The 12,144-nt window shown below is 67.8% G+C and carries 10 protein-coding genes and 1 pseudogene; 6 read left to right on the top strand and 5 right to left on the bottom strand.

The annotated features are described in order from the left end of the window. The 3 genes and pseudogenes from D000_RS0108465 to D000_RS0108455 form a co-directional block, all read right to left on the bottom strand. Complete coding sequence (locus D000_RS0108465) at nt 1-321, bottom strand: BolA family transcriptional regulator (protein ID WP_018873101.1); 321 nt, start codon at nt 319-321, stop codon at nt 1-3. Between the two features lie 113 nt (nt 322-434). Beyond that, nucleotides 435-734 (bottom strand): annotated as a pseudogene (locus tag D000_RS14480) (type II toxin-antitoxin system RelE/ParE family toxin). After that, nucleotides 731-955 carry an addiction module protein gene (locus D000_RS0108455; protein ID WP_018873099.1) on the bottom strand — a complete coding sequence of 75 codons (225 nt, stop codon included), beginning with the start codon at nt 953-955 and terminating at the stop codon, nt 731-733. Before D000_RS0108455 ends, D000_RS14480 begins: the two are co-directional and overlap by 4 nt. Nucleotides 956-1,255: 300 nt before the next feature. Here D000_RS0108455 and D000_RS0108450 point away from each other — a divergent pair, with 300 nt between their 5' ends. Beyond that, a complete protein-coding gene (locus D000_RS0108450; RefSeq protein ID WP_018873098.1) occupies nt 1,256-2,425 on the top strand; it encodes a GNAT family N-acetyltransferase/peptidase C39 family protein in 1,170 nt (389 codons plus the stop codon). Then, on the top strand, nt 2,418-3,902 hold the full coding sequence (locus D000_RS0108445) for a RimK family protein (RefSeq protein WP_018873097.1): 1,485 nt from the start codon (nt 2,418-2,420) through the stop codon (nt 3,900-3,902). The genes D000_RS0108450 and D000_RS0108445 overlap by 8 nt, the downstream gene beginning before the upstream one ends. A gap of 153 nt (nt 3,903-4,055) precedes the next feature. Here D000_RS0108445 and D000_RS0108440 read toward each other — a convergent pair whose 3' ends face one another. Beyond that, a complete protein-coding gene (locus D000_RS0108440) occupies nt 4,056-4,601 on the bottom strand; it encodes a glycine cleavage system protein R (protein WP_018873096.1) in 546 nt (181 codons plus the stop codon). Nucleotides 4,602-4,721: 120 nt separating this feature from the next. After that, nucleotides 4,722-5,543: a TatD family hydrolase gene (locus D000_RS0108435; protein ID WP_018873095.1), complete on the bottom strand. Its 822-nt coding sequence runs from the start codon at nt 5,541-5,543 to the stop codon at nt 4,722-4,724. A 164-nt stretch (nt 5,544-5,707) separates the two neighbouring features. Here D000_RS0108435 and pepN point away from each other — a divergent pair, with 164 nt between their 5' ends. The 4 genes from pepN to D000_RS0108415 all read left to right on the top strand — a co-directional run bounded on the left by pepN (nt 5,708) and on the right by D000_RS0108415 (nt 12,073). After that, nucleotides 5,708-8,347 carry an aminopeptidase N gene (gene pepN, locus D000_RS0108430; protein ID WP_018873094.1) on the top strand — a complete coding sequence of 880 codons (2,640 nt, stop codon included), beginning with the start codon at nt 5,708-5,710 and terminating at the stop codon, nt 8,345-8,347. A 239-nt stretch (nt 8,348-8,586) separates the two neighbouring features. Next, nucleotides 8,587-9,027, top strand: a complete 441-nt coding sequence (locus D000_RS0108425; protein ID WP_051074954.1) for a hypothetical protein — start codon at nt 8,587-8,589, stop codon at nt 9,025-9,027. A 146-nt stretch (nt 9,028-9,173) separates the two neighbouring features. Further along, complete coding sequence (locus tag D000_RS0108420; protein ID WP_018873092.1) at nt 9,174-10,649, top strand: TolC family protein; 1,476 nt, start codon at nt 9,174-9,176, stop codon at nt 10,647-10,649. Next, on the top strand, nt 10,649-12,073 hold the full coding sequence (locus tag D000_RS0108415) for a multicopper oxidase family protein (protein WP_018873091.1): 1,425 nt from the start codon (nt 10,649-10,651) through the stop codon (nt 12,071-12,073). Before D000_RS0108420 ends, D000_RS0108415 begins: the two co-directional genes overlap by 1 nt. Nucleotides 12,074-12,144: the final 71 nt, after the last annotated feature.

Here is a 12,144-nt window from a genome sequence, read left to right as displayed (position 1 = left end):
TCAGGCCTTGCCGCCGTCGCCACCCATGCAGGGCGGGGAGTCGGCGACCTTGCCGGCGCGCTCGAACCACTGGTCCGGGTCCAGCGTGTGCAGCGCCAGGGCGTGGATGCCACCGGCCAGCTCGTCGGCCAGGGCCTGGTTCACCAGCCGGTGCCGCGCGATCAGCTTCTGGTCGCGAAAGGCCTCGGACACCACCGTCACCTTGAAATGCGACTCCGAGCCCGGCGGCACGTTGTGCATGTGGCTCTCGTTCACCACCTCCAGATGCTCGGGCGCAAAGCGCTCATCCAGCTTCCGGGTAATGGTCTCCTGCATGGTCATCGACGACTCCATTGCTTCGATTGACGGGACATCGCACTCAGTGTGCCGTGTCGTACCCGCATGTCCAGATCCTTGGCCAGCCGCATGGCTGCCGCTGTCCGGCGGAGCAGTCGTCAGTCTGCCTGTGTGCGTTCCTTCCAGTAATCCGGGTGGCGATGCAGGTGCATGACCGCGAGAATCAGGATGCCCCCGTCCTCTTCTGCGTAGAGAACCCCATACGGAAACCGCTTCACGAATGAGCGCCGCACTTCGCCCTCCAGAACGGTCCAGGCACGCGGGTAGGCGATGGCGCGTTGCACCGCTGCAAACACTTCAACTGCAAAATCGTTCCCGAGGCCGGGCTCGATTTCTTCTTAGTACTGAACGGCCTCGGTGAGTTCTTGCTCCGCTTCCGGGTGAAAGCGAAAACTCATCGTTCAAACCGGCTCCATATCCTCTCGAAGACCTGTTCGCTCGGAATCGCTTCGACTGTGCCCGAGCGGATCTCTTCCAGGCGTTTCCGCGAGACCTCTGCCCATTTGCGGTCCACGCCCGCATCGGGCGGGTTCAGGCTGCGCAGGAGGGAATCGACCATCAGAGCGCGCTCTTCCACGGGAAGGGACTCGGCTTCGTCAATGAGGTCTTTGATCTTCATGTCACCATCCTTGTGGTATCGCTGGGGGGCGATGACCGGCGCAAGCGGAGTTCTCATACTGGCATTTTGCGGCTGGCAGTGCGAGATGGAGGCTTGGTGGCTACATGCAGGAGGGAATATACGGCGGGCTCTGTTCGGCCCCTGGGGGGGCGGCACGGCCATCATCGGTCGCCTGGACGAACTAGCGGGGGCACTGCGTTAGTCGGGGTCTCGTCACCGGTGAATATTCCTGCTGGGGCGGGCTATTGGCGCCTGGTGGTTGCGCTACGATGGAGATCGGGCCGCCGCCGGGAGAGGAGCGTGAGCCAGCAGGTCAAGCAACGGGTCGCGCCCGCCGCAGAATCGCCCTTGATCCGTCCGGCCACGCTGGAGGATCTGGAGGCGCTGGTGGCGCTGGAGGATGCGGCGTTCGAGATCGATCGCATCTCGCGGCGGCAGTTTCGCTACCTGCTCACGCGCGGACATGCGGCTACGCTGGTGGTGGAGGATCCCGGCGGGGAGGGCCTGCTCGGCTACGTGATGCTGCTGTTCAGCCGTGGTACCTCGCTGGCGCGGTTGTACTCGATTGCGGTCAGCGCGCGGGCGCGCGGCCAGGGGCTGGGGCGGCGTCTGGTGGAGGCGGCGGAAGACGCGGCGCGCCAGCACGGGCGGACCGATCTGCGCCTGGAGGTGCGGCGCGACAATGCAGCCAGCCTGGCCCTGTTCCGCGGGCTCGGGTATCGCGACTTCGGCACCATCGACGACTACTACGAGGACCACATGGATGCCCTGCGGTTGCAGAAGTCGCTGGCGCCCGGGCCCGATCCGGCGCTGGTGCGCGCGCCGTACTACGCGCAGACGCTGGAATTCACCTGCGGCCCGGCCGCGCTGATGATGGCGATGCGCGCAGTGGACCCGGCACTGAAGCTGGACCGGCGCCTGGAGCTGCGCCTGTGGCGCGATGCCACCACGATCTTCATGACCTCGGGCCACGGCGGCTGCGGGCCGTACGGGCTCGCGCTGGCGGCGGCCCATCGCGGGTTCGAGGTGGAGCTGCTGGTGCGCGATCGCGGCGTGGCCTTCGCGGATTCCGTGCGCAGCACGGAGAAGAAGGAGGTCATGCAGCTGGTGCAGGAGGACATGGTCGAGGAGCTGGAACAGCTGGCGGTGCCGGTGGTGCATGGCCCGGTGAACGTGTCCCAGCTGGAGGCGCGCTTTGCCGAGGGCGGGGTACCGGTGGTGCTGATCAGCAGCGTGCGGCTGTATGCCGAGCGCTTCCCGCACTGGGTCACGGTGACCGGCTTCGACGAGCGCTTTGTCTACGTGCACGACCCGTTCGTGGATGCCGAGCAGGGCGAACGTGCGGTGGACTCGGTGAACATGCCGATCGCGCGTGCGGACTTCGAGCGCATGGCGCGCTACGGCCGCGCGGGGCTGCAGGCGGCGGTGATCGTTGGCCCGCGTCGTGCGGCGGAGGGCGGGCATGCCTGAGCACCGCATCCTGGTCGAGCGTCGGGCGGACTGGAAGCCGCACTTCCCCGACCTGCCGGTCATGGTCATCGACGACTACCTGCGCGGACTGGCCGCCGACGACCCGGCCACCCTGCGCGTGATCAACCTGTGCCGCAGCCAGCGTTACCTGTCCGCCGGGTACTACGGCTCGCTGCTGGCGGAGGCGCGCGGGCACCGGGTGATCCCCAGCGTGCGTACCCTGCAGGACCTGTCGCGCAAGTCCATCTACAGCCTGGATACCGAGGTTCTGGACGAGCGCGTGGCGCGCGTCCTGGGCCGCAGCCGCCAGGGCGCGCAGCCCGAGCGCCTGGAGCTGACCGTGCTGTTCGGCCAGTGCAACGAGCCGGCGCTGCAGGAGATCGCCGCGCAGCTGTTCGCCCTGTTCCCCGCGCCGATGTTCCGGGTGGAGTTCCGGCTGCAGGGGCGCTGGCAGATCCTCGCCCTGCGCCCGTTCGCGCTGAATACGCTGGAGCCCGAGCAGGAGCCGGCCTTCTTCGCCGCGCTGGAGCGCTATCTCTCCAGGCCGTGGCGGCGCCGCCGTGGGGCGCGTAGCGCGCGCTACGAGTTGGCTATCCTGCACAACCCGGACGAGGCGATGGCCCCGTCCACGCCGGCCACGCTCAAGCGCTTCGCCCGCGCCGGGCAGGAGCAGGGGATGGATGTCGAGCTGATCCAGGCGCGTGATCTGCCGCGGCTGGCGGAGTTCGACGCCCTGTTCATCCGCGAGACCACCGCGATCGACCACTACACCTATCGCTTCGCGCGCAAGGCCGAGGCCGAGGGCATGGTGGTGATCGACGACGCCGACTCCATCCTGCGCTGCACCAACAAGGTCTACCTGGCCGAGCGCCTCGCCGCCCATCGCGTGCCGACTCCAAAGACCGTGATCCTCAACCGCGAGACCATCCTGCGCGCGGAGGAACAGATCGGTTATCCCGTGGTGCTCAAGATCCCGGATGGCAGCTTCTCGCGCGGGGTGTTCAAGGCGAACGACCGCGCGGAGCTGGAATCCATCGCCCGACGCCTGCTGAAGGAGAGCGATCTGATCCTCGCCCAGGAGTTCGTCTACACCGAGTTCGACTGGCGCATCGGCGTGCTCAACCGCCAGCCGCTGTACGCCTCGCAGTACCTGATGTCGCGCAAGCACTGGCAGATCGTCAACCACGACGCCAAGGGCGGCCCGCGCGAGGGCGGCTTCCGCACACTGCCGCTGGCGGATGTGCCCGCCGCCGTGGTCAAGACGGCCGTCAAGGCCGCCAACCTGATCGGCAATGGCCTCTACGGCGTCGATCTCAAGCAGACCCCGCGCGGCGTGATGGTCATCGAGGTCAACGACAACCCCAACCTCGACGCCGGCATCGAGGACAAGGTCCTCGGCGAAACGCTCTACACCACCCTGATGCAGGACTTCGTCCGCCGCCTCGACGCCGCCCGTCGTCACCGCGCCGCGCCCTGATTGGTAACGAGAGTCCGCCAGTCGCTGCGTCGCAGGATGCGATGAGCGAAGCGAATCGCATCGGGGTTCGGGCTGTGCAGGGAGTGGTGCGTTTCGCTGCGCTCAACGGCACCCTACGGCTGCAGGATGTTTCCTACCCGCGTCAGGAGGCGGTCAGGCCACGGCCTCGGGTGGTTCCTGCAGTGGGTCGTGGAGTTCGAGGTCGACCATCAGCTCGTTGGCCAGGGCCTCCAGGTCATCCTGCAGCGTGTCCAGGTCCAGGCCCTCGGGGACGCCCAGGCGGGCCTTCGCGCGGAACATCGGCTCGCCGGTCATCGAGCCCGGCTCGCAGGCGGTCTCCAGTGTCTCGACGCTCACGCCGTGGCGCGAGAGCACGGCGGTAATGTCCTGCACGATCCCCGGCCGGTCGTGCCCGATCAGGTCCAGCTCCACCGGATGCCGCGCCGCTGGGGGCAGCTCGCTACCCCGCTGGATCTGTACCTGCAGCCCGTCCCCTTCCAGCCCGCGCAGCGCGGCCTCCAGCGCGTCGGCATTCTCGGTATCCACCTCCAGCAGTACCACTCCGGCAAACTGTCCGGCCAGTTGCGCCATCCGGCTTTCCAGCCAGTTGCCGCCCGCCGCGCGAGCCCGCGCCGCCACCGCGCTCACCAGCCCCGGCCGGTCCGGCCCGATCACCGTCAGAATCACCGAAGTCTTCATACGCACTTCCTCACACGAATCGCTATCGGACCAACCATCCTGCGCGCCCTTGCAGCCCATGACAATGCGCTGGATGTTGCTCACTGCGCCACCGCTCGACGAACGGCAGCATCGCTGCTCTCAGGCGTCGGCGGTTTCGGGCAGGTTGTAGAAGGCGCGGGCGGTGGCGGTGGTGTGGGCGGCGAGGTCTTCCGGGGTCTCGTCGCGCAGCTGGGCCACGTATTCACCGATGTGGGGGAGGAAGGCGGGCTCGTTGCGCCGGCCGTTGCCGATCTTTTTGCCGGTGCCCTTGGGCAGGGTGCGCGGCAGCAGGTACGGGGCGTCGGTCTCGATCATCAGGCGGCCGCGCGGGATGGTCGGGACCAGCGGGTGCAGGTGTTTGCCGCGGCGCTCGTCGCAGACCCACCCGGTGATCCCGATGTGGCAGTCGAGGTCGAGGTATTCGGCCAGGGCGTCGGCCTCGCCGGTAAAGCAGTGCACTACGGCGGCCGGCAGCTTGTCGCGCCAGCGGCGCAGGATCTGGGCGAAGTCATGGTGGGCGTCGCGTTCGTGCAGGAACACCGGCAGGCCGAGATCGGCGGCCAGCTCCAGCTGGGCCTCGAAGGCGATGCGTTGTTGCGGGCGCGGCGAGTGGTCGCGGTTGTAGTCCAGCCCCATCTCGCCCATGGCGACGACGTTGGCGTCCGCGCGGGCGAGGTCACTGAACCGGGCGGCGATCGCATCGGTCCACTGTTTGGCCAGATGCGGGTGCACGCCCAGGGTGGCGCGGCAGCAGTCCGGGTACTGGTCGGCGATCTCCAGGCACTTCTCGCTCTGGTGGGCGTCGGCGCCGGTGATCAGCATCCAGGAGACGCCGGCCTCGCGGGCGCGCTCGAGGACCTCGTCGCGTTCCTTGTTGAAGGATTCGTGGGTGAGGTTGAAGCAGATATCGATCCATTCCATGCGCGGTATGCTAACGGATTGGTGGTGTGGTGCCAGTCTCCGGGCCGTCATTACGGCGAGGAGTCGGAGCCGCGCTGGCAATGACAGTGTCATGGTCCGGGTTTGGGGCCGGGGCTGTGGTGGCGTGTTAAATCTTCTGCAATGCCTTTGATTTGGAGTTTCGAATGCGTGATGCGAGTCCCCAGGCGGTTTATCTGAGCGATTACCAGCCGCCGGCGTTTGTGGTGGAGAGCCTGGAGCTGGACTTCGATCTGGCCGCGGCGACCACCGAGGTGACCACGCGCATGGCGGTGCGGCGCAATCCGCAGGCGGCGGAGCCGAACGGGGCGCTGCGGCTGTACGGCGATGGCGTGGAGCTGGTGTCGCTGACGGTGGATGGCGCGGAGCCGGGCGAGGGCCTTCTGGAGCAGGATGGCGAGGGCCTGCTGCTGCACGGCCTGCCGGAGTCGGCGCGGCTGGAGATCGTCAGCCGCTGCCACCCGGAGCAGAACACCGCGCTGGAAGGCCTGTATGCCTCCAGCGGCAATCTGTGCACCCAGTGCGAGCCGGAGGGCTTTCGTCGTATCACGTTCTTCCCCGACCGCCCGGATGTGCTGACCACCTACCGCGTGCGCCTGGAGGCGGACCGGGCGCAGTACCCGGTGCTGCTGGCCAATGGCAACCGCGTGGAGGCCGGCGAGCTGGACGGCGGGCGCCACTACGCGGTGTGGGAGGACCCGTTCCCCAAGCCGTCGTACCTGTTTGCGCTGGTCGCCGGGGATCTGGCCTGCCAGCGCGATACGTTCACCACGATGTCCGGGCGCGAGGTCGCGCTGGAGCTGTATGTCGAGGCGCACAACGCCGATCGCTGCGATCACGCGCTGGCCTCGCTGAAGCGCGCGATGCGCTATGACGAGGAGGCCTTCGGCCGCGAATACGATCTGGACGTGTACATGATCGTCGCGGTGGACGACTTCAACATGGGGGCGATGGAGAACAAGGGGCTGAACCTGTTCAACGCCAAGTACGTGCTGGCCAGACCCGACACCGCCACCGACAGCGATTTTGTCGCCATCGAGTCGGTGATCGCCCACGAGTATTTCCACAACTGGTCCGGCAACCGGGTGACCTGCCGCGACTGGTTCCAGCTGTCGCTGAAGGAGGGGCTCACGGTCTTCCGCGACCAGGAGTTCACTACCGACTGCACCCTGTTCGGGGTCAAGCGCATCGACGATGTCGCCATGCTGCGCGCCTTCCAGTTCCCGGAGGATGCGGGCCCGCTGGCGCACCCGGTGCGCCCGGACCACTACGCCGAGATCAACAACTTCTACACCCTGACGGTCTACGAGAAGGGCGCGGAGCTGATCCGCATGCTGCGCACCCTGATCGGGCGCGAGACCTTCCGCCGCGGGCTGGACCTCTATTTCGAGCGCTTCGACGGCCAGGCGGTGACGACGGACGACTTTGTCGCGGTGATGGCCGAGGCCAGCGGGCGCGATCTCTCCCGTTTCAAGCGCTGGTACACCCAGGCCGGCACGCCGCATGTGACCGCGAGTACCGCCTTTGACGGCCCCGGTGGACCCGCCCGCATCACGCTCGCGCAGGAGATCCCGCCAACGCCCGGGCAGGACCACAAGGATCCGGTGGTGATCCCGGTGCGCATGGCCTTCCTCGATGCCCAGGGGCGGCGGATCCAGGCCCTCCGCGAGGGCGACGCCGCCAAGTGCGACGAATGGGTGCTGGAGCTGGACGCCGCCGAGCACACCTTCTGCTTCGAGGATCTGTCCGCCGAGCCGGTCGCGATCTCCTGGCTGCGCGGCTTCTCCGCCCCGGTGATCCTGAACGCCAACCAGGGCGTGGATGAACTGGCCCACCTGCTCGCGCATGACGACGATGCCTTCTCCCGCTGGGAGGCCGCGCAGACCCTGTTCCGCCGCGCGATCCGCGCCCGTATCGAACATGACGCTGCTGACTCCGCGCTGGAGGCTGCCACTGAGCGCGCCCTGCATGCCCTGATCGAGGACCCGGCGATCGAGCCGGTGCTGCTGGCGACCATCCTGCAGCTGCCGCCCACGCGCGAGCTGGCCGAGCTGTTCGAGCGCGTCGACCCGGTGCGGCTGCGCATGGAGCGCGACGACCTGGAGAAGCGTCTCTATGCCCCGCTGGCGGGTGCGATGCAGCAGATCCAGCCGAAGCTGGACGACGTCGACAACGGCGCCTTCACCGCCGAGGCAATGGGTCTACGCCAGCTGCGCAACCGCCTGCTGGCGCTGCGTGTGGCCGCTGGCGACCAGGCCGCGGTGCCCGAGGCCCTGGCGCAGTACCAGAAGGCGCGCAGCATGACCATGCGCATGGGCGCGCTGAACGCGGTGAACGAGCTCGATCACGAGGCCCGCGAGGTGCTGCTGACGGACTTCGAGCAGCGCTACCGGGACGACCCGCTGGTGCTGGACAAGTACTTCGGCCTGCAGGCCGGCAGTCAGGTCCCGGGCGGCTTCGAGCGCCTGGAGGCGTTGCTGGAGCATCCAGGCTTCCGCTGGACCAACCCGAACCGGGTGCGCGCGGTGCTGGGGCCGTTCATGGCGCGCAACGAACGCCACTTCCACCAGGAGGACGGCGCGGGCTACCGCCGCGTGGGCGGCTTCGTCGAGAAGCTGGACGCGATGAACCCGCAGACCGCCGCCCGCCTGGCCCAGCCGCTGACGCGCTGGCAGAAGGTGGACAGCGCCCGCGGCGAACAGATGCGCGCGGAACTCGAGCGCCTCGCCGCGCTCGAACTGTCACGCGACCTGCGCGACGTGATCGAGCGCGCGCTGGCGGAGTAGGCCAGCCCCTTAGCCGATGGGGCGACGGGAATGTGTGTGGGAGCGGGCTTGCCCGCGAAGCCCCTGCCAAAGCCAGATGCGGGCAGGAGCATTCGCGTGCAGGCACGCTCCCACAAGCCCACAAGGGTGCGCTGATGCGTGCGGGCTGTGATAGCGTATCGGCGGGTTATCGGGGTGATGCCTCTTGAGATGAGGATTTGACCGACGTGAAACGGGCCTTCCATCGACTGCTGTGCTGGATGCTGGTGCTGGCGATTGCCGGCCTGCCGGCGCTTGCGGCCGTCGCGAGCGTGGAAGGCGGTCACGCCGAGCATGCGATGCACGGGGCCCAATCGAAGGGCGACAAGCCTGCGGAACACGCGGCCCATGACCACTCACATGATCACGCGCACGGCGACGACCATGATCACCGTGCGCATGACGATCATGCCGATACCCGATATGGCGGCGACCACGCCCACGAGACTTCGGATTCCTCTGCCGCCAGCGGGGTGATCGTGCACGTGGATTGCGTGGACGCCGCCTGTATGGCGAGTTGCTCGGCCTGCAGCCACTGCCAGGGCATGCCGTCCATCACCGGGATGCACCTGCTGACCCCGGTCACGCAGGCCATGAACCTGTATTCCTTCCAGAGCGGTCCGCCTGCGGCCGCGTTGTACCGACCCCCGATCCTCTCCTGATCTGACTCTACCGGCCCGAGCGCCGGGACTGTCCGCACGTCCGGGTTCCACCCGGCACGGACGGACGGCAAGGCCGTGTCGCGTGTTCGCGCGGGATGCGGAATCGAAGTCCGATCAAGGAGATTTTCACGATGCGAGCAACTCGATTGCTGCTCCCCGTCGTTTCGGTGCTGTTCCTCGCCGGTTGCGCGGTCACCGCGCCCGAGCTGGACCGCTCCGAACTGGCGGAGGACATCTCGGTGCAGGGGATCGACCTGCCCGAGTCGGAGATGCCCCGGCCCTCTGGCGAGCTGACGCTCGAGGAGGCCATTCATCAGGCCCTGTGGCGCAACCCGCGCATGCAGCAGGCCTACGCCAAGCTGGATCTGACGGCCGCCGATGTGGTCGAGGCCGCCCAGTTCTCCAACCCCTCCCTGTCGCTGTCGGTGATGCGCCCCGAAGGCGGTGGCGGCAACGAGACGGGGGTTGGCCTGGCCTGGGGGATTTCCGGCCTGCTGATGCGCAGTGCGCGTCAGGACATTGCCGAATCCCACTGGGAGTCCACCCGTCTGCAGCTGGCCGAAGGCATGGTGGCCCTGGCCTCGGACACCGAGCGTGCCTGGTATGACGCAGTGGCCGCGCGCCAGCGGGTCCAGGTGCAGGCGCTGGAGACCCGTGCCGCGGATCTCGGTTCGCTGCTGGGCGAGCGCTTCTACGACGCCGGCAACATCACCGACCTGAAGCGGGCACAGCTGCGCATCCGCGCGGCCGAGGCCCGGCTGAAGCTCGAGGATGCGCGGCAGCGCGAGCGCGAGACCCGTCTGCGCCTGGCCCACCTGATGGGGCTGCCCGGCCAGGTGGATGGCTGGGAGGTCCCCGGCAAGCTGCCGCTGCCGCTGGCCGGTGTGGACGATCGCGATGCCCTGGTCGAGCAGGCGCTGGAGCAGCGTCTGGACCTGCGCGCCCTGGATCACGCCCTGGAGGGGCTGACCGAGGGCGTGGCCCTGGTGCGCCGCTATCGCTGGCTGGGCGATATCGAGCCCGGTATCGAGTTCGAGCGCGAGAGCGACGGCACCCGCCTGTGGGGCGGTGGCATCTCCTTCACCCTGCCGATCTTCAGCCAGAACCAGGCCGGCATCGCCCGCGCCGAGGCGCGGCTTTCGGACGGCGAGGCCCGCCGGGCCCGGCTGGAGCAGGCGGTCACTGCCGATGTGCACCAGCACTTCGTGCGGCTGGCTCATCACCGCGACAAGTTCGGCACCAAGCGCTACGAACTGCTGCCGGCCCGGGAGATCGAGCTGGAACGCGTGCAGGAGCGCGTGAACTTCATGTTCGACGATGTCTTCGACCTGCTGGTGACCAAGCAGGAAGAGCTGGCCGACTGGCAGCGCGCGGTGGCCGCACTGGGCGAGTACTGGCGGGCCCGGGTGGACCTGGCCTTTACGGTGGCTGGTGAGTTGCCGGGCGGGGCGCCGGGTGACGAGGGCTATCTTGAAACCGACGCACTCGAGCATGACCCGTCCGCGATGGATCACGGGGACCATGGCGGTCACGGCGGTCACGGCGGCCACGGAGACCACGGAGACCACGGGGATCATGACCATGGCGATCACGGTGACCACGGTCACGGAGGGCATCACTGATGAAACGGCGTAACTTCTTGCTGGCCGCCGGCGCGGCAATGCTGCCGGCAACCACCCTGACCCGGGTAATGGCCGAAACGGGTCACGAGCACCACAACGAGGGCGACGCCACGCCCGGCGAACGCACCGAACAAGGCTACATGCCGGTGCATACGCCGAACGGCTGGACCCTGCCGTATGAAATGAACAACGGCGTGAAGGAGTTCCACCTGGTCGCCGAAGAGATCGAGCACGAGTTCGCGCCCGGTTCGGTGGCCAAGTGCTGGGGCTACAACGGCACCACGCCGGGGCCGACCATCGAGGCGGTGGAGGGCGACCGTGTCCGTATCTACGTGACCAACCGCCTGCCGGAATACACCTCGGTGCACTGGCACGGCATCCATCTGCCCTCGGGCATGGACGGGGTGAAGGGCGTGACCCAGCCGCCGATCCATCCGGGCGAGACCTTCGTCTACGAGTTCGAACTGAACCAGCACGGCACGCACATGTACCACCCGCATGCCGACGAGATGGTGCAGATGGCGATGGGGATGATGGGGATGTTCATCATCCATCCGAAGGACGGCGAGATCGAGCCGGTGGACCGCGACTACGCGATCCTGCTGCACAACTGGGGCCTGCACCCGGGCACGCGTACGCCGGACCCGTCGATCATGGTGGACTTCGACCTGTGGTCGATGAACTCCAAGGTGTTCCCGGCCATCGACTCGCTGGTGGCGAAGACCGGCGAGCGGGTGCGCATCCGCATGGGCAACCTGTCGATGTGGAACCACCCGATGCATGTGCACGGGGTGACGTTCGAGGTGACCGGCTCCGATGGCGGGCGCTGGCCGCGCAATCAGTGGCGCAAGGAGGTCACCGAGATCGTCGCGGTCGGCCAGACCCGCGATATCGAGTTCACGGCACCGCCGGGTGACTGGGCGTTCCACTGCCACATGACCCACCACACGATGAACCCGATGGGTCACGGCATCGCCAATACCTTGGGCGTGGATCAGTCCGGCCTCGAGGAGGAGATCCGTACATTGCTCCCGGGCTACATGGCCATGGGCGAGCACGGCATGGCGGATCACCAGGACCACACCGATGGTGGCCACATGCGCGGGCCGGAGAACACCCTGGCGATGGGCATGGGCCAGGGGCCGTTCGGCAACATCGGCATGGGCGGCATGTTCACCCTGATCAAGGTGCGCGATGACCTGGAGCCCGGGGATTTCCGTGATCCGGGCTGGTACTGGCACCCGGACGGGGAGGTCGCCCGGCGTGTGAGCAGCGACCCTGACTTTGGTAGTCCGGTACGCCGCGGCAAGGTCGCGGGTGCGGATTCCGACGGGCTCCCGACCCCCAGCCGGGATGCCCATGGCGGGCATGGAGGTCATGGGGGGCATGGAGGACACAACGGCCACGGAGGCCACAACCACTAAGCGTCCACGGATGCAGGTGCCGGGACCGCCGCAAGGCGGCCCCCGGTGGCCTGCGGCCGGCGGAATCTGAT

Origin of the sequence: Thioalkalivibrio sp. ALJ16, from assembly GCF_000377345.1 — a bacterium.
In the GTDB taxonomy this organism is placed as follows: Bacteria; Pseudomonadota; Gammaproteobacteria; order Ectothiorhodospirales; family Ectothiorhodospiraceae; genus Thioalkalivibrio.
The sequence above is the reverse complement of the archived record's forward strand: the minus strand, read 5'-3'. Positions and strand labels throughout refer to the sequence as shown.

What these genes read in the sequence shown, in the direction of transcription:
- D000_RS0108465 (WP_018873101.1), bottom strand. Translation starts at nt 321, where the DNA reads ATGACCATGCAGGAGACCATTACCCGGAAGCTGGATGAGCGCTTTGCG.
- D000_RS0108455 (WP_018873099.1), bottom strand. Translation starts at nt 955, where the DNA reads ATGAAGATCAAAGACCTCATTGACGAAGCCGAGTCCCTTCCCGTGGAA.
- D000_RS0108445 (WP_018873097.1), top strand. Translation starts at nt 2,418, where the DNA reads ATGCCTGAGCACCGCATCCTGGTCGAGCGTCGGGCGGACTGGAAGCCG.
- D000_RS0108440 (WP_018873096.1), bottom strand. Translation starts at nt 4,601, where the DNA reads ATGAAGACTTCGGTGATTCTGACGGTGATCGGGCCGGACCGGCCGGGG.
- D000_RS0108435 (WP_018873095.1), bottom strand. Translation starts at nt 5,543, where the DNA reads ATGGAATGGATCGATATCTGCTTCAACCTCACCCACGAATCCTTCAAC.
- pepN (WP_018873094.1), top strand. Translation starts at nt 5,708, where the DNA reads ATGCGTGATGCGAGTCCCCAGGCGGTTTATCTGAGCGATTACCAGCCG.
- D000_RS0108425 (WP_051074954.1), top strand. Translation starts at nt 8,587, where the DNA reads ATGCTGGTGCTGGCGATTGCCGGCCTGCCGGCGCTTGCGGCCGTCGCG.
- D000_RS0108415 (WP_018873091.1), top strand. Translation starts at nt 10,649, where the DNA reads ATGAAACGGCGTAACTTCTTGCTGGCCGCCGGCGCGGCAATGCTGCCG.